Genomic DNA, 16,027 nt, shown 5'->3' with positions numbered 1-16,027 from the left:
AAAACCAATAGAATGTCCCTTAGATCAACTCATTAAAATCCCAAACAGCATCTACCCATCCCTCATAAAAATCAGGTTCATGGCAGACCATCAAGATAGAGCCTTTATAAGCTTGGAGGGCACGGCTTAACTCCTCTTTGGCATCCACATCCAGATGATTGGTCGGCTCGTCAAGGATTAAGACATTGTTTTCTCGATTCATCAACAGACAAAAGCGCACCTTCGCCTGTTCACCACCGGATAGGACTTGAATCTGACTTTCAATGTGCTTGGAAGTCAAGCCACACCGTGCTAAGGCAGCACGAACTTCTGCTTGGTTCAAGGAAGGAAACGCATCCCAAACGGCTTCCAAGGGAGTTTTCCGATTTCCAGAGGCTACTTCTTGTTCAAAATAACCAATTTCAAGGTATTCTCCCCGTTCCACTTGCCCTCCTAAGGAAGGGATAAGGCCTAAAAGACTTTTCAATAGAGTGGATTTTCCGATACCATTGGCTCCGACAATTGCAATTTTTTGATTCCGTTCAAAGGTTAAGTTAAGCGGGACCCTGTTTAAAACACGGTCATATCCAATCTCGAGATTTTTTGTCTGAAAAATGAAACGACTAGGCGTTCGAGCTGATTTAAACTCAAAGGAAGGCTTTGGCTTTTCAGATTGTAACTCAATAAGTTCCATCTTATCCAGCTTTTTCTGACGGGACATGGCCATATTTCGAGTCGCGACACGCGCTTTGTTGCGGTTTACGAAGTCTTGTAGGTCGGCGATTTCCTTCTGTTGGCGCTCATAAGCTGCTTCAAGCTGAGCTTTTTTCATAGCATGCACTTCTTCAAATTGGACGTAATTTCCACTATAGCGAACCAAATCCTGGTTTTCGACATGGTAAACGATGTTAATGACATCATTTAAAAAGGGGATATCGTGGGAGATCAATACAAAGGCATTTTCATACTCTTGTAGGTAGCGTTTCAGCCACTCGATATGCTCAGCATCCAAATAATTGGTCGGCTCATCTAAAAGGAGAATGTCCGGTTTTTCGAGAAGCAACTTCGCTAGAAGAATCTTTGTCCGCTGCCCTCCTGAAAGAGCTGTGACATCTGTCTCCATCCCATAATCCATGACCCCTAAAGCTCGAGCCACTTCATCGATCTTGGCATCTAATGTATAGAAATCACGGCTCTCCAGACGATCCTGTAGTTCTCCGACTTCTTCCATAAGGGCATCCATATCTGCTGCCTCATCCGCCATAGCCATGTAAATGTCATTGATCCGTGCTTCTGTCTTAAACAATTCATCAAAGGCCGTCCGCAACACGTCGCGCACCGTCATTCCTTTTTCTAAAACAGCATGTTGATCTAGATAGCCTGCAGTGACATACCGGGACCATTCTACTTTCCCCTCATCTGGCTGCAAACGACCCGTCACAATGGACATAAAGGTGGATTTTCCCTCTCCATTTGCCCCGACAAGACCGATATGTTCCCCCTTTAACAGGCGAAAGGAAACATTCTCAAAGATGGCTCGATCGCCAAAACCATGACTTAAATTTTTTACCTCTAATATACTCATCTATTTTCCTTACAATGCAAAAGACGGCTTGGCCGCCTTTTATCCTCTTAGGTTTTCACCCAATCCTTACACTATTCCGATTTCTTCTTGGACCACTGCTGCAATCGTATCGACATAATAATCCACGGCTTCATCCGTTGGGGCTTCAGCCATCACACGCAAGAGGGGCTCCGTCCCACTTGGTCGAACTAAGATTCGGCCATTTCCAGCCATTTCCTCTTCCATTTGGGCAATGATTGCAGCAATCGCTGGGACCTCCATCGCGACATCTTTTTTACTATTGTCTACACGGATATTAACTAGTTTTTGTGGATAAATGGTCACTTCATCAGCCAACTCTGAAAGAGACTTCCCGGTTTCTTTCATGATTTTTGTTAGCTGTACAGCAGTTAATTGACCATCTCCAGTAGTGTTGTAGTCCATCAAGATGACATGACCGGATTGTTCGCCACCCAGATTGTACCCATTTTTCCTCATTTCTTCCACCACATACCGATCGCCAACGGCTGTAATCGCCTTTTGAATACCACATTGATCGAGGGCTTTGTGGAAACCAAGATTTGACATGACGGTCGTGACAATGGTATTTTCAGCTAATTGATTGGCTTTAGAAAGGTATTTCCCGATGATAAACATGATCTTATCTCCATCGACGAGTTGACCTCTTTCATCCACCGCAATCAAGCGATCGGCGTCACCGTCAAATGCCAGCCCAATTTGGCTCTTACTTTCAAGCACTAACTCTTGAAGGGCTTCTGGGTGGGTAGACCCCACTCCATCATTGATGTTGATGCCATCTGGACTTTCACCCATGACTAGAAGATCCGCCCCCAAATCCAGGAATACTTGGCGAGCTGAAGTTGCGGCTGCACCATTTGCTGTATCAAGAGCAACCTTCATCTCTCCAAGCTCAACCCCTGTAGAAACCAAAAATTTCTGATATTTGCGAACCCCTTCAGGATAATCTACCACATCTCCTAATCCTTGAGCAGACGGTCTTGGAAGCAAGTCTTCAGTCGCATCTAGCAAGGCTTCAATCTCCGCTTCTTTTTCATCGTCCAATTTAAAACCATCTCCACCGAAGAACTTTATCCCATTGTCCAGAGCTGGATTATGACTGGCCGAAATCATCACCCCTGCACTGGCTCTTTCTGTTCGAACCAAGTGAGCAACTCCTGGAGTTGCAATCACACCTAACTTATAAACGTGGATTCCAACGGAGAGCAGGCCGGCTACCAAAGCCGCTTCCAACATTTGCCCTGAAATACGTGTATCACGAGCCACCAATACCCGAGGAGTCTCCGTCTCATGTTGACTTAAGACATACCCACCAAATCGGCCTAATTTAAACGCTAACTCTGGTGTTAATTCTACATTGGCTTCCCCACGCACACCGTCTGTTCCAAAATATTTTCCCATTTTCTAATTTCCTTATATTCCTATTTCTTTTTAATCGTTACATGCATCTGTGTCTCATCGCTTGAGAGAGAGACTGGTAGTACATTTCCTTTGCTATCTACCGCCTGAAGACGAGCTGTCCCAGAAAAATCAGCCTTTAAGGCGGTTTCGTCTGGAATAATCGCTTCGATATGATCGATCCGAGCTAAGGTGCTTTCGTCTGTTGTGATCGTGATGCTCGTTGTATCTACTGTCACTTTGTCCACTTGATAACCAGTAGCCACTTGTTCCGTTTTCACAACCCCTTTTACAGCGAAATCCTTTTTGGCAATTTTCCCAATCTGCACCGTAATGGTTGAGGGATCGATGTTGGCCGTGATTCCAGTCGGCAAATTCACGGCTTCCAATTTGACCGTATGAGTTCCAGGTTCCAAGTTTCTCAAGTTTGCCCGAATCTTAAAGCTTCGCGTTCCCTCTTCTGTCTCCCCTTGAAGCAAGACGCGATTGGAGCCAGAAAGTTCCACTGTAACCGTTGAAGTAAATCCTGAGATATAATACTGACTGCTATCATAGTCCATCTCGATAGGGATATACGTCAAGGTATGTGAATAATTTTCAGTTGGAGAGGCTTGACTGGGTTCGACCTTATTTTGATAATTGCCAAGAGTCGCATTGAAAAACAAGGCCAAGGCTACGATGATTGATCCGGTCAAATGACCAATCCATTTTAATTTATTCTTCATTTGCGAAGCCCTCCAATTCGTTTAATCCAACCAGATGGTTGGGTGTCTTCCGTTTGGAAAAGGGTTCTAAGTTCTTCTTCAAACTCTTCAATCGAAAGCCCATGCTTGAACACGCCATTTCGTGCAATCGAAATGCCTCCCGTTTCTTCTGAAACGACAAAGACAAAGGCATCAGAAGCCTCCGACAAACCAATCGCGGCCCGGTGACGGGTTCCAAATTCCTTTGAAATACTCTTACTTTCTGATAGAGGGAGATAGGCACAAGAGACCGCAATCTTATTGTCTTGTATAATCACAGCTCCATCGTGTAAGGGAGTATTTGGAATAAAGATATTGATCAATAATTCTCCGGAGATATCCGCATCCAACGGAATCCCTGTAGAAATATATTGTTGCAAGGTTTGAGCTTGTTCAACGGCAACCAAGGCCCCGATTTTTCGAGGTGCCATATACCTGACCGACTTCACAAATGCCTGGATCAGAAGTTCCTCTGCTGGGACCGATTGACTATTGAATATCTGAGTCGTTCGACCAAGCTTTTCGAGTGCCGCTCTTAGCTCTGGTGCAAAGATAATAACACCAGCAATCACCCCATAAGTCAGGACCTGATTCATCAGCCAAGCAATCGTTTGAAGCCCCAAAAGCGTCGCAATCACATAGCCTGCAATGAAAAACAAGACCCCACGAATCAGTATCATAATCTTTGTTCCAGAAACAAAGCGGATAAAATTATAAATAATGATAATGACCATGAGAATGTCAAACAGGTGCATCAAAGCCATCCATGGACTAGAGACTAAACTCGCCCAATAATTGGCATTCATAAAGTTTTGAAGATTCATAATCTTCCCTCATACTTTCCGTCTACATACAAAGAATATTATACCACAAACTTGGCTATTCGGTAGATAAATGACTGATGTTCATTTCTAGTCTTTCTGTTTGTTTTATGATAGAATAAGACTATAAATGAAAGACAATCATCGACTTTAAAACCGGTCAGAGTGCACGTTTATCCTTTTCGAAATCGGACGAAATCCCACTCTTTCCAACAACCTCGCTTACAACTTTAAAAACACCAATCCAAAAACTATTGAACCAAGGACTAAGACTATGAAACTAAAAACAGCCATGGGCCTTATCGCTGGACGGAGTGCACATTTTGTCCTTTCAAAGGTCGGACGTGGGTCAACTCTTCCCGGCAACATCGCCTTAAAATTTGATTCAGATATTTTAAACCACTTAGCCAAAGATTATGAGATTGTCATCATCACAGGCACAAATGGAAAGACCATGACCACCGCTTTGACAGTGGGGATCCTGGAAGAAGCCTTTGGCTCCGTCACGACCAACTCTACGGGTGCCAATATGTTACCTGGGATTACGACGACTTTTTTGACAGCTAAGACCAATAAAAACGGGAAAAAGATTGCCGTCCTAGAGATCGACGAAGCAAGCCTCGCTAAGGTCACCCGCTACCTGACCCCAACTCTGATCGTCTTTACCAATATCTTTCGTGACCAGATGGATCGGTATGGCGAAATCTATAATATCTACAAGATGATCGCAAAAGGAGCTGCTCAAGTCCCTACTGCAACCATTTTAGCAAATGGAGACAGTCCACTGTTTCAATCAAGTGACCTGGTCAATCCTATTCGCTACTACGGTTTCGATCACAATGAAGGACCTGCTCAGCGAGTTCACTACAATACCGAAGGAATCCTCTGTCCAAACTGCCACCATATCTTGACCTATAAGATGAACACTTATGCAAACCTAGGACATTATCTCTGTGAGCATTGTGATTTTAGACGTCCTCCTTTAGACTATCGTTTGACTCAGCTACTCCATCAAACAAACGTCTCCAGTCAATTTGTCATTGACGGACAGGAATACGCCATCAATATCGGTGGCTTGTACAATGTCTACAATGCCCTTGCTGCTGTTTCAGTTGCGGAGTTTCTCGGTGTTCCTTCAGATAAGATCAAGGCAGGATTTGATAAGAGTCGAGCTGTTTTCGGACGACAAGAAACCTTTACCTTAGGTCATACAAAATGTACCCTCGTCCTCATTAAAAATCCTGTAGGAGCTACGCAAGCAATTGAAATGATGAAACTAGCTCCTTATGATTTCAGCTTGTCTGTCTTATTGAATGCCAACTACGCAGATGGAATCGACACCAGTTGGATTTGGGATGCAGACTTCGAACAGGTCACTGATATGAAGATTCCACAGATCCTGACAGGAGGGGTTCGCTCTTCAGAAATGGCCCGCAGGCTCCGTGTCACAGGTTATCCAGCCGATCAAATCCATGAATATCCTGAGCTAGAAGAGCTCATTTCAGTGATCGAACAGCAAGACTGTCCTCATGCCTATATCTTAGCAACCTATACTGCTATGTTAGAAATGAGGGAATTACTCGCTCAACGTCATGCTGTGAACAAGGAGATGAAATAATGGTTTACACTTCCTTAGAAACGACTCGTAAAGTCGGAGATTATTCCCTACGTATTGCTCATTTATACGGGGATCTGATGAATACTTATGGGGATAATGGCAATATCCTTATGCTCAAATACGTTGCTGAAAAGCTAGGAGCTTCGGTACATGTGGATATCGTATCCCTCGAAGACCCATTTGATGAGGACCAATATGACATCGCTTTTTTTGGTGGGGGCCAAGATTACGAGCAGTCGATTCTTGCTTCTGATTTACCCCTTAAAAAAGAAGGCTTAAGCCATTTTATTGAGAAGGACGGCGTGATGCTGGCGATCTGTGGTGGTTTCCAACTTCTTGGTCAGTATTACATCGAAGCCGATGGGAAGCGAGTTGACGGCCTAGGACTGATGGACCATTACACCGTCAACCAGTCCAACAATCGCTATATTGGAGATATCAAAATCTACAATGAAGACCTTGATGAAACCTACTATGGGTTTGAAAATCATCAGGGACGGACCTTTCTAGCCGACCATCAGCGCCCGCTTGGAAAAGTCATCTATGGAAACGGAAATAATCACGAAGATGGAGTGGAAGGCGTTCACTATAAAAACGTCTTTGGAAGTTACTTCCATGGTCCAATTCTCTCTCGCAATGTCAACCTAGCCTACCGCATGGTCACAACGGCTCTCAAAAATAAATATGGCCAGGATATTTCTCTTCCGACCTATCAAGACATCCTGTCAAATGAAGTTCCGGAGGAATACCATGATGTAAAGTCGAAAGCTGATTTTACTGAAAACTAAGATGTTTTTCTCCTATAAATCAAAGAAACCAGATGGTGTAGTTGGAGCTTATTCCCACTACACCATCTGGTTTTTTAGAATACCAAGAATATCTGAAGATCACGGATCACTGATCCTCAGTCCTTCGCTTCTTCTTTCTTTTGATGACGGATTTGATGAATTTCTGCGACGCGTCCAGCACGATCATCCCAAACCAATCCCGTCAGAGCCCCACCATAGGCTGCTCCGGTATCAATTCCGATTTTCCCATCCTTTTCCCAAATCGTTAGTCGTGTATCGTCTTTAAAGAGATGACTAGTTACCGTATGTCCAAAAATAATGGTCTTATCCAAATGGTTCGGAGTCGAATGAAACGGCTCTCGTTGCCAAATAAAGTCACGGATTGATGTTTCGTGCCAGTCGTCAAGACTTAGGTCGACTGCAGCATGGACACAAATAGCCGTTTCTGTCTCAAAATAGAGGGGGCGATTTTTTAAAAAATCAAGTAAATCAGGGTATTGTTTGTGAATGCTTTGCGCCATTTCTTCTGGCGAAAGAACTTCAAAAGCTTCTTCGCCTAATAAACTCGTGATGGTCGCCCCACCCCCATTTCGCATATACCAGTCAAAGGCCTCTCGTGGATCTTCCAGCCAATCAAAGAGAATCTTTTCATGGTTCCCGCGGATATAAATCGCCCCTTCCTCTTCTACCAAGCGCTTCCCTTCTAGGAAACACTCTAAACTTTGTGGCCCTCTTTCTGCCAAATCTCCAAGCAGGACCAACTGTTGTTCTTCTTTTTTCCAATACTGAAGGATATCCTTCATCATCGCATATTCGCCATGGATATCGCCAACAATGTATAATTCTCTTTTCATACCTTATGAACTCCCATTAATTCTTCAAAACTAGAAATAGCATGCCCTTCACCACACAAGCTTCGAAAATCACGTGTTAGCGGATGACGGACTCCAATGACTTCTATCTTTGCAGCTTGGGCAGATTGAACACCGGAGATTGAATCCTCAAACGCCAAGGCCTGATTCGCTGTAAGTTGAAAATGGTCTAGGACCTTCAAGTAGGGAAGAGGATCCGGTTTGGCCCTTTCGACATCGTCTACAAACAAACAAAAATCCATCTTTTCGTAGAGCCCAAGATACTGTAAAATTCTCTTCCCTCTTTTTCTAGGAGAGGAAGAACAGACCGCACACCTTTGATCCACCGAGAGATTTGTGAGATAAGCTTCTACTCCAGGCATCATCTCAATCCGCCCTTGTTGAAGGGCAAAATCAATGTAATCCTCGCGAAACTGTCGTATGTTAGATACTTGCTTCTCTGTCAATCCTTGTTGATAAAAAACGCATCAATCGCTCGTGGGGATTGTCCAGATAAGGTTGAAAGCTGGCATCTGTCAATCGACAAACCAATCTGGTCAAGCCCTTGCTTCCAGCCTTCAAGATAGACATCTTCTGTGTTACATAAAAGACCATCCAAATCAAAAATCAGTAAGGATTTCTTTCCGAATACTTTCATGTCCCCTCTGTCTATCCTCCTTAAGCTTCCAACTTTAGTGAGAGCTCTTCCCACTCTGCTAAGAGTCTTTCCTGTCGTTCTTCGATTTGCTCCAGCTCTTCTTGTAGTCGGCTCAACTCTGCAAGCTCATTGGTCGCTCCCATACGATCTTGAAGCTCTTCTAGTTGGACTTCCGTATTATCAATCTTTTCTTCCAGTTCTTCTAAGAGCCGACGGAGTTTTCGTTCTTCCTTCTGATTGGCCTTTTGCTGTCGATACTGGTCTTGTCCCGATTGTTCGTCTGGCAAGTCCTCCTGGCTAGAAACCAGCTCTTCTTGCTGGCTTTTTTTACTTAGGTAATAATCATAATCCCCTAGATACAAATGAGAACCGTTTTCTGAAATTTCAAGAATTTGTGTCGCCACACGATTGATAAAATAACGGTCATGGCTAACAAATACCAAGGTTCCATCAAAGGCTATCAAGGCCTCCTCTAATACTTCCTTGCTGTCAATATCCAAGTGGTTGGTCGGCTCATCTAACAGCAGAAAATTGTGGTTTTCCATAGATAGCTTGGCCAATAATAATCGAGCTCGCTCCCCACCAGACAACATAGAAACCGTCTTTTTCACATCGTCACCTGAAAAGAGAAAGGCTCCTAGCCGATTGCGAATGTCCACTTCTGGACTTGTCCGAAAGTCATTCCAAATCTCGTCTAGCACCGTATTACTCGGTGTCAATTGGGAATGTTGCTGGTCATAATAGCCCATATCTACATTGGCTCCCAAGCGAATATCACCCCTGATTGGAGATAAACTTCCCTCGATAGATTTCAGAAGGGTCGTTTTTCCGATTCCATTGGGACCGACGATTGCGATTGCGTCCATTTTCCGGACGTCTAGCTGGATGGGTTCTGACAAGACCTGCCCATCATAACCAATCGCAACATCCTTTACTGTTAAAACAACATTCCCAGATGGCCTCTCAGCAGAAAAGGCCATGTGAGCGGACTTTTCATGATTTTTTGGTTTTTCCAACCGGTCCATCTTTTCCAACTGTTTACGTCTAGCTTGGGCCCGTTTAGTTGTCGACGCACGAACGATATTGCGTTGAACAAAATCTTCTAGTTTTGCAATTTCCTTTTGCTGTTTTTCATAGTTTTTCTCTTCAGTGGCCAATTTTTCAGCCTTCAAATCCATGAACCGAGAATAATTCCCCACATATCTATCCAGAGAGTGTGGATTTAAATCTAGGGTAACCGTCGCGATTTTATCCAGAAAATAACGGTCATGACTTACGATTATTAAGGCACCACGATAATTACTTAGATAGTTTTCCAACCAAGAAATCGTTTCGATATCTAGGTGGTTGGTCGGCTCATCCAGAATCAAGAGCTCCGGCTGTTCCAACAGCATCTTGGCTAGCGCTAGACGAGTATTTTGTCCTCCAGAAAGCTCGTGAATCTTCATTGGCCACATCATCTCATCAAACTGGAAGGCCTGTAAAATGGAGCGAACATCCCGTTCATAGGTAAAACCGCCCCGCTGACGAAAATCCTCTGACAAGGCATCGTAAGTCGCCATCAGTCTCGTCAAGTCCTCTCCTGTTGATTGTGACATCTCTTCTTCCAGCTTCCGTAATCGTTTCTCATCCGAACGCAATTCGGAAAACACCGATAACATTTCTTCATAGATCGTTTTATTGGACTCGAATCGACTATTTTGTGCCAGATAAGAATAGGAAAGCCCTTTTTTCATCTGAACTGTTCCGGATGTGGGGCTTTCTTCTCCCACCAATAGTTTCAAGAGGGTAGACTTTCCTACTCCATTTCGCCCGACCAAGGCGATACGATCCCGCTCATCAACCTGTAGGGAAATATTTTCAAATAGCACATCTCCCGCAAATGAGCGCTCTAATTTGGTTCCTTGTAAGATAATCATAGCCTTATTGTAACAAAAAATAGGAGTCAGAACTAGTGGCACCTATATCATTTTATATATTATTTCTTTATCAAAAAAAAACGGCCCAATAGCCGTTTCCTCTGTTATTCTCCTGAAATAAGCGTTTCTAGTCCGACCTTCATCATATCGGTGAAGGTGTTTTGCCGTTCTTCTGCCGTTGTATCCTCATCTGGATTGACCAAGCTATCCGAAATGGTCATGATGGCCAGAGCCTCTACTTGGTGTTGGGCAGCCAAATAGTAAAGGGCTGCTGCTTCCATTTCGACCGCCTTGACGCCCCATTTTCCAAGCTCAATGTTCTTTTCAAAGTAGTTTGAGTAAAAGACATCTGATGACAAGACATTTCCGACATGAGTCGTCATACCCAAGTCTTTGGCAATATGGTAGGCCTTGTCTAAAAGATCAAAGCTTGCGATTTGTGGGAAATCAAACTGTGGCCAGTCGTTGCGGATAATGTTGGAGTTGGTCGCCGCTGCTTGGGCTAAAACCAATTCTCGCACATGAACATCCTTATTTAAAGATCCTGCAGTCCCTACACGGATCAATTTCTTCACACCATAATCGACAATCAACTCACGCGCATAGATGGAAATCGAAGGCATTCCCATCCCAGTCCCCATGACCGAAACACGCTCCCCTTTATAGGTTCCCGTGTACCCAAACATATTACGGACTTCATTGAAACAAACAGCATCTTCAAGAAAATTCTCAGCGATAAATTTAGCCCGAAGAGGATCTCCTGGAAGAAGAATTTTATCAGCAATTTCACCTTGCTTAGCAGAAATATGGATAGACATAATATAAGATACCAAGGGCGTTAAAGAGGCACAGTAAAAATAGGAAATCCGACAAAGATGCATCGCATCTAGGAGGATTTATCTTTTTTACACAGCCTCTAGCTCGGGTTCAATTTCAAACCCGAACTCCCTTTCCTTTCATTTTTATTTTATCAGTTTCAGAAAGTTTTCCGCTCGTGTTCAAATCTGAACGCACGCTCTTTCCTTTCTATAAATTTTTTTGAGTGATAGGCGTTAAAGAGGCACAGTAAAAATAGGAAATCCGACAAAAATGCATCGCATCTAGGAGGATTTATCTTTTTTACACTGCTTCTAGCCCGGGTTCAATTTCAAACCCGAACTCCCTTTCTTTTCATTTTTATTTTATCAGTATCAGAAAGTTTTCCGCTCGTGTTCCAATGAGAACACAGGGTCAACTTTTCTATCGTTTGAGGTATTGAGAAATCTACAGCAGTTAAAAGGATAGCATACCTGTAAAAACCAAGCGGAACAAGAAAGAGCCAAGCAAACAATTCAGCGGTTGCGCAATGTCTTCTAAATGACACGATAATTGACCTACATTAGATCACAATTTATGCCGAGAAAGCTAACCGACCGTCCACAGATTATTCCAAAGAACAGCCCCAATCTCGCCTTCATCGGTCTGTTTGTAGAACTCGAAGGGGATGTTGTATTGACAGTAGAGACATCTGATAAGCCCATCCTGCCACTTTTTCAAGGATAGTATGATATCCGGATGAGGGCTGTCACTCTAAAAACTCTACTCGAAAAAGAAGAATTACGAGCTACGGATCTCTTTAGTGGCAATCCTCTGGAACAGTCCACGCTCTTAAAATCCGTTAACCACCTCTTTAAACATATCCCTGATGTGCCGGACTATTCTCAAGAAACACGAGAAAATCAATAAACACTGCTTCTCATTCCCTTCTTCTATTTTGGAGAAGGGGTTTTATTGCTTTTTCTCTGATCTTATCAAGAATCCTCGAAAGCCACTGAGCTGAAAAGCTAGCGAGTAACAGGGGGAGACTTAGAAGGAGCGGCTGCCCCGTAAATCCAAGAACCAAGGTTGCCCCTGTCAAAGGGGCTTTTAGCGTGGTCCCTAAAAAGACACTAGCTCCCAAGAGCATTCCCATAGAGGGTGAAAAAGCGAACCCTAAACGATTTGCGATCACGGTTACCAAATAGCCTGCTCCAATCCCCAAAGCAAAAGAAGGCGTCAAGGTCCCTCCGTAGGCTCCATTTCGCAAGAGAAGGTAAACAAATAGTCCCTTCAAAATCAAAACGAGAGGCAAAGCTGGCAGAGATTGTTCCGATAAAAGCAACTGGGCCATGACTTGCCCATTCCCCATAAAGATCGGGAAATCGATAGCAACCACTGCCAAGGTTAGAAAAACGATTGGCAAGACCCAGAGGATTTTACGGTCTTTAGTCCGATTCTGGCTGGCTCTTTTGGTCAACCAAGCAAAGCCCATAGCCAAGGGGGTTACCACTGTTGCTAACAAAAGGGCTTGCAAGAAACTACCTGCTGTCCATGAAAGGGAGGCCATTTGGTAGAGAGGAGCATTTCCCACAAGCGGTTGGGCCAGAAAATCAGCCAAGTAACAACTGATCAGAATCAAGAGGACATTGCGACTGGTCCAAGCAATCCCCAGAGTCTCAAGGACAAAGAGACTACTTGCAAAAGGAACCTGATAGACAGCAGCAAGACCCGCACCTGCTCCGCAAGCAATCAATAATTTGCGATCCTTTTTCATCAAATCCAGCCATTTGGACAAACGACCACCGATTAATGCACCGACCTCCCGTGGTGCCCCTTCCTTGCCAACTGAGGCACCCGCTCCAACAATGGCTACTTGCGCTGCAGCATGAGCGATTTGAAGACGAATCTTTGGCTCTCCTTCCCCTACAAGGTTCATTTGCTGTTTGATTGATAAGATCTTGTACCGTCTCTGAAGTTCAAACCAAAAGACAGCAGCCAATAAACCCGTCAAGCCGAGAGCCAGAAAGCGCCGTAGCCCTCCAGCCTGATCATACTGTTTCCATAAATTACTAGCATCACTCCCAAATGCTACTAGTTGAACCAATTCGAGTAAGTAATGGCAAGCCATCCCGACAAGGCCCGCCCCAACTCCAAGAGCAAAGATCGCCAAAATCAACCTTAGTGGGTAAGGAAGACGAAGGATTCTAGATCGCATCTTTTTACAGTTCTGCCAAGATGGCTTTAATCAATCCTTTAAAATCCCCCTTGACCTGCTGAGTCACTGCGACCACTTCTTCGTGACTAAGCGAATCTTGGAAACCAGCTGCGTGATTGGTGATGCAGGAGATACCAAGCACCTTTAAACCTGAATGAACGGCAACAATCACCTCTGGCACTGTAGACATGCCGACTGCATCTGCTCCTAGTGTCTTAAGGGCACGAATTTCAGCAGGTGTTTCATAAGCAGGTCCTGACCATCCACAATAAACCCCTTCGTCCAACTTGATACCAGCTTCTTTCGCTACACGATGCGCAATCTCACGGTATTCTGGCGTGTAGGCTTTCGACATATCTGGGAAGCGAGGACCAAACTCATCTAAATTTTCACCAATGAGGGGATTTGCCCCTGTCATATTGATGTGGTCAGAAATAGCCATAAGCGTTCCAGGACCAAAGCTAACACCTCCAGCCGCGTTGGTTACTAAGATACCTGTACAGCCAAGGGCTTTCATGACACGGACTGGGAAGGTGACGGCTTGTAGGCCTAGGCCTTCGTAGTAGTGGATCCGTCCTTGCAATGCCAGAACCTTCTTACCAGCCAGGTCTCCATAGACAAGCTTCCCCGCATGACCGACAACCGTTGATTGGGCCCAGTTGGGAATATCTGCATAGTCAAAGACGAGGGCATTTTCAATCTCTTCTGCAAGTTCTCCCAATCCTGATCCAAGGATTAACCCAAATTCCGGTGCTTCCACACCAGCGTTTTTCAAAAAATCACGCGTTTCATAAATGTTTTCTAAATAAGTCATTTTTTCTCCTTCAATAGTTTATTAGTAAGTGACCGATTTTATCAAAAGTATTGGCATTTCGGATGGTCAACGTGCGGTAGAAAGGCAACTTGAGTAGTTGCTTGTGATAAGCTGTCTGGGCGTAAGTTGCTTCAGAGAATTTCCCCCAGAAAATCCCAAGTTTCCCAAAATGAAGCACTTCATCCTGTAGGTTCAATTCTGAAACTTGCCTGATAACCCGATCCATATCCACTCCCTCCGTGTAAAAGAGGACATCTTTTCGAGCCATGTCTTTCTTCCACCAATCTGGTAGATGTTTCAGCTCCGTCTCAAACTCCTCCTGACTCAGCAAAGAAAAAGACTGGATAAAAGGATAGTGTTTTGCAAAGAAATGCTTCAATAGAGGAACTAAGTCATCTTTAGGCTGCGTGGCGTCAAAGAAGGCATTGCCACTGTTGATGTAGGTCTCAACCTTTTCAAGTCCCAACCCTGTCAACTCTTGACGAAGCTCTGCCATGACGACCTTATTTTTGCCACCGACATTGATGCCTCTGACCAGAAGTGCAAAACGGGTCATCTTAGTTCAATTGATCCAAGAAGCTCTCTCCAATCATGGCAGTTTCAACACCGAAGTTATCAGCAATAGTAGCTGAAATATCCGCAAAATGTCCGACAGGGATCACGCCATTGCCCCTAAAGGATGGGCTGTAAGCCAAGAGGGGAATATACTCACGGGTGTGATCTGTCCCTGCATAGGTTGGATCATTTCCATGATCAGCAGTGATCAAGAGCAAGTCGTCTTCACGCAAGCCAGCGATGATTTCTGGCAAGCGCTCATCAAACTCATGCAAGCAATCCCGGTAGCCATGTGGATCCCGACGGTGACCATAAAGGGCATCAAAGTCCACCAAGTTGGTAAAGGAGAAGCCTTTTTCAAATTCTGGCAGACCCAAAGTCTTGATCAGGGTATCGATACCGTGACTGTTGGATTTGTTGTGCCCCATGTCGTGATTGATTCCAGCGCCGTTAAAGATATCGCTAATCTTTCCGACAGAATAGGTATCAATCCCTGCATCGTTGAGTTTATCCAAAACTGTTGGGGCAAAAGGTGATACGGCTAAGTCTCGACGATTGGCTGTCCGTGTAAAGTTTCCAGGCTCACCCACATAAGGACGAGCGATGATCCGGCCAAGAAGGGCAGGACGCTCAAGTGTAATCGAACGAGCGTATTCACAGATCCGGTAGAGTTCGTCCAATGGAATAATATCTTCGTGGGCCGCAATTTGAAGCACAGGGTCCGCAGAGGTATAGATAATCAGCTCACCCGTTTCCATCTGACGAGGGCCAAAATCGTCGATGACCGCTGTCCCTGAGTAGGGTTTATTGGCCTCACGGATAACCTTACGGCCTGAAAATGCTTCGATTTTGGTGATGATTTCTTCAGGGAAGCCATTCCAGAAGGTATCGAAAGGCTCGGTAATATTTAGGCCCATGATTTCCCAGTGTCCGGTCATGGTGTCTTTTCCAAGGGAAACTTCCTGGAGTTTGGTCACATAACCCGTGGGATTTTTTTCAGCAGGCACTGTCGCAAGGGGTGTCTCCCGCGGAATATTTCCAAGGCCAATCTTAGCCATGTTGGGTACATTCAGCCCAACGGTTTTCGAAATGTGACCTAGGGTATCTGATACGCCATCAGGTACGCCGGCATTGACAAAGTTATTGGCATCGGGTGCCGCCCCGATTCCGACAGAGTCTAACACCACTAAATGGATGCGCTTAAATTTAGACATAATGTCTCCTTTACAAGTAGAAAATATACTTTTATTATACCATATCACACTAA

Annotated in this window: 17 protein-coding genes; 4 read left to right on the top strand and 13 right to left on the bottom strand. The window is 44.4% G+C overall.

Annotation, left to right across the window (positions count from 1 at the left end; genetic code table 11):
• Positions 1-19 precede the first annotated feature (19 nt).
• The 4 genes from STRDD13_RS01285 to cdaA form a co-directional block, all read right to left on the bottom strand.
• Positions 20-1,564 (bottom strand): ABC-F family ATP-binding cassette domain-containing protein, encoded by a 1,545-nt coding sequence (locus STRDD13_RS01285; protein WP_067100840.1) that lies wholly within the window; start codon positions 1,562-1,564, stop codon positions 20-22.
• 66 nt (positions 1,565-1,630) lie between these two features.
• Entirely contained in the window at positions 1,631-2,983 is a 1,353-nt protein-coding gene (glmM, locus tag STRDD13_RS01280; protein WP_067100837.1) for a phosphoglucosamine mutase, read from the bottom strand.
• A 20-nt stretch (positions 2,984-3,003) separates the two neighbouring features.
• Positions 3,004-3,705 carry a CdaR family protein gene (locus STRDD13_RS01275; RefSeq protein WP_067100833.1) on the bottom strand — a complete coding sequence of 234 codons (702 nt, stop codon included), beginning with the start codon at positions 3,703-3,705 and terminating at the stop codon, positions 3,004-3,006.
• Positions 3,702-4,547: a diadenylate cyclase CdaA gene (gene cdaA / locus STRDD13_RS01270; RefSeq protein WP_067100831.1), complete on the bottom strand. Its 846-nt coding sequence runs from the start codon at positions 4,545-4,547 to the stop codon at positions 3,702-3,704. The genes STRDD13_RS01275 and cdaA overlap by 4 nt, the downstream gene beginning before the upstream one ends.
• A gap of 271 nt (positions 4,548-4,818) precedes the next feature.
• Here cdaA and murT point away from each other — a divergent pair, with 271 nt between their 5' ends.
• Positions 4,819-6,162, top strand: coding sequence for a lipid II isoglutaminyl synthase subunit MurT (gene murT / locus STRDD13_RS01265; protein WP_067100829.1), 1,344 nt, complete (start codon positions 4,819-4,821; stop codon positions 6,160-6,162).
• Positions 6,162-6,950: a lipid II isoglutaminyl synthase subunit GatD gene (gene gatD, locus STRDD13_RS01260; RefSeq protein WP_067100826.1), complete on the top strand. Its 789-nt coding sequence runs from the start codon at positions 6,162-6,164 to the stop codon at positions 6,948-6,950. The genes murT and gatD overlap by 1 nt, the downstream gene beginning before the upstream one ends.
• Positions 6,951-7,066: 116 nt before the next feature.
• On the opposite strand, the gene STRDD13_RS01255 is transcribed toward gatD, so the two are convergent.
• From STRDD13_RS01255 to deoD, 5 genes are all read right to left on the bottom strand, one after another.
• The gene (locus STRDD13_RS01255) at positions 7,067-7,804 is read right to left on the bottom strand and encodes a metallophosphoesterase (protein WP_067100824.1); all 738 of its coding nucleotides are present in this window, start codon (positions 7,802-7,804) and stop codon (positions 7,067-7,069) included.
• Positions 7,801-8,268, bottom strand: a complete 468-nt coding sequence (locus tag STRDD13_RS08180; protein ID WP_082781155.1) for an HAD family hydrolase — start codon at positions 8,266-8,268, stop codon at positions 7,801-7,803. Before STRDD13_RS08180 ends, STRDD13_RS01255 begins: the two co-directional genes overlap by 4 nt.
• Complete coding sequence (locus tag STRDD13_RS01245; protein WP_067100817.1) at positions 8,265-8,459, bottom strand: HAD family hydrolase; 195 nt, start codon at positions 8,457-8,459, stop codon at positions 8,265-8,267. The genes STRDD13_RS08180 and STRDD13_RS01245 overlap by 4 nt, the downstream gene beginning before the upstream one ends.
• 20 nt (positions 8,460-8,479) lie before the next feature.
• On the bottom strand, positions 8,480-10,378 hold the full coding sequence (locus STRDD13_RS01240) for an ABC-F family ATP-binding cassette domain-containing protein (RefSeq protein ID WP_067103124.1): 1,899 nt from the start codon (positions 10,376-10,378) through the stop codon (positions 8,480-8,482).
• A 104-nt stretch (positions 10,379-10,482) separates the two neighbouring features.
• Positions 10,483-11,196 (bottom strand): purine-nucleoside phosphorylase, encoded by a 714-nt coding sequence (deoD, locus tag STRDD13_RS01235; protein WP_067103122.1) that lies wholly within the window; start codon positions 11,194-11,196, stop codon positions 10,483-10,485.
• A gap of 550 nt (positions 11,197-11,746) precedes the next feature.
• On the opposite strand from deoD, the gene STRDD13_RS08175 reads away from it, so the two are divergent.
• Both STRDD13_RS08175 and STRDD13_RS08370 read left to right on the top strand, forming a co-directional pair.
• Positions 11,747-11,920, top strand: a complete 174-nt coding sequence (locus STRDD13_RS08175; RefSeq protein ID WP_269450092.1) for an oleate hydratase — start codon at positions 11,747-11,749, stop codon at positions 11,918-11,920.
• Between the two features lie 12 nt (positions 11,921-11,932).
• Positions 11,933-12,103: a hypothetical protein gene (locus STRDD13_RS08370; RefSeq protein ID WP_156471227.1), complete on the top strand. Its 171-nt coding sequence runs from the start codon at positions 11,933-11,935 to the stop codon at positions 12,101-12,103.
• 10 nt (positions 12,104-12,113) lie between these two features.
• Here the strand turns inward: STRDD13_RS08370 and STRDD13_RS01230 are convergent, their stop codons facing one another.
• The 4 genes from STRDD13_RS01230 to STRDD13_RS01215 are packed head-to-tail and all read right to left on the bottom strand — an operon-like array spanning position 12,114 to position 15,974.
• Entirely contained in the window at positions 12,114-13,391 is a 1,278-nt protein-coding gene (locus STRDD13_RS01230) for a chloride channel protein (RefSeq protein WP_067100814.1), read from the bottom strand.
• A 4-nt stretch (positions 13,392-13,395) separates the two neighbouring features.
• Positions 13,396-14,205 carry a purine-nucleoside phosphorylase gene (locus STRDD13_RS01225; protein WP_067100811.1) on the bottom strand — a complete coding sequence of 270 codons (810 nt, stop codon included), beginning with the start codon at positions 14,203-14,205 and terminating at the stop codon, positions 13,396-13,398.
• Positions 14,206-14,215: 10 nt separating this feature from the next.
• Positions 14,216-14,761 (bottom strand): DUF1697 domain-containing protein, encoded by a 546-nt coding sequence (locus STRDD13_RS01220; protein ID WP_067100808.1) that lies wholly within the window; start codon positions 14,759-14,761, stop codon positions 14,216-14,218.
• 1 nt (position 14,762) lies between these two features.
• Entirely contained in the window at positions 14,763-15,974 is a 1,212-nt protein-coding gene (locus STRDD13_RS01215) for a phosphopentomutase (protein WP_067100805.1), read from the bottom strand.
• Between the last annotated feature and the right edge of the window lie 53 nt (positions 15,975-16,027).

The sequence above is a fragment of the Streptococcus sp. DD13 genome (assembly GCF_001578875.1).
In the GTDB taxonomy this organism is placed as follows: Bacteria; Bacillota; Bacilli; order Lactobacillales; family Streptococcaceae; genus Streptococcus.
Note: the sequence above shows the minus strand (reverse complement) of the source record. Positions and strands in the feature narration are given on the sequence as shown.

What these genes read in the sequence shown, in the direction of transcription:
- STRDD13_RS01245 (WP_067100817.1), bottom strand. Translation starts at nt 8,459, where the DNA reads ATGAAAGTATTCGGAAAGAAATCCTTACTGATTTTTGATTTGGATGGT.
- STRDD13_RS01275 (WP_067100833.1), bottom strand. Translation starts at nt 3,705, where the DNA reads ATGAAGAATAAATTAAAATGGATTGGTCATTTGACCGGATCAATCATC.
- murT (WP_067100829.1), top strand. Translation starts at nt 4,819, where the DNA reads ATGAAACTAAAAACAGCCATGGGCCTTATCGCTGGACGGAGTGCACAT.
- STRDD13_RS01225 (WP_067100811.1), bottom strand. Translation starts at nt 14,205, where the DNA reads ATGACTTATTTAGAAAACATTTATGAAACGCGTGATTTTTTGAAAAAC.
- cdaA (WP_067100831.1), bottom strand. Translation starts at nt 4,547, where the DNA reads ATGAATCTTCAAAACTTTATGAATGCCAATTATTGGGCGAGTTTAGTC.
- STRDD13_RS08370 (WP_156471227.1), top strand. Translation starts at nt 11,933, where the DNA reads ATGAGGGCTGTCACTCTAAAAACTCTACTCGAAAAAGAAGAATTACGA.
- deoD (WP_067103122.1), bottom strand. Translation starts at nt 11,196, where the DNA reads ATGTCTATCCATATTTCTGCTAAGCAAGGTGAAATTGCTGATAAAATT.
- STRDD13_RS01255 (WP_067100824.1), bottom strand. Translation starts at nt 7,804, where the DNA reads ATGAAAAGAGAATTATACATTGTTGGCGATATCCATGGCGAATATGCG.
- STRDD13_RS01215 (WP_067100805.1), bottom strand. Translation starts at nt 15,974, where the DNA reads ATGTCTAAATTTAAGCGCATCCATTTAGTGGTGTTAGACTCTGTCGGA.
- STRDD13_RS01220 (WP_067100808.1), bottom strand. Translation starts at nt 14,761, where the DNA reads ATGACCCGTTTTGCACTTCTGGTCAGAGGCATCAATGTCGGTGGCAAA.
- gatD (WP_067100826.1), top strand. Translation starts at nt 6,162, where the DNA reads ATGGTTTACACTTCCTTAGAAACGACTCGTAAAGTCGGAGATTATTCC.
- glmM (WP_067100837.1), bottom strand. Translation starts at nt 2,983, where the DNA reads ATGGGAAAATATTTTGGAACAGACGGTGTGCGTGGGGAAGCCAATGTA.
- STRDD13_RS01285 (WP_067100840.1), bottom strand. Translation starts at nt 1,564, where the DNA reads ATGAGTATATTAGAGGTAAAAAATTTAAGTCATGGTTTTGGCGATCGA.
- STRDD13_RS01240 (WP_067103124.1), bottom strand. Translation starts at nt 10,378, where the DNA reads ATGATTATCTTACAAGGAACCAAATTAGAGCGCTCATTTGCGGGAGAT.
- STRDD13_RS01230 (WP_067100814.1), bottom strand. Translation starts at nt 13,391, where the DNA reads ATGCGATCTAGAATCCTTCGTCTTCCTTACCCACTAAGGTTGATTTTG.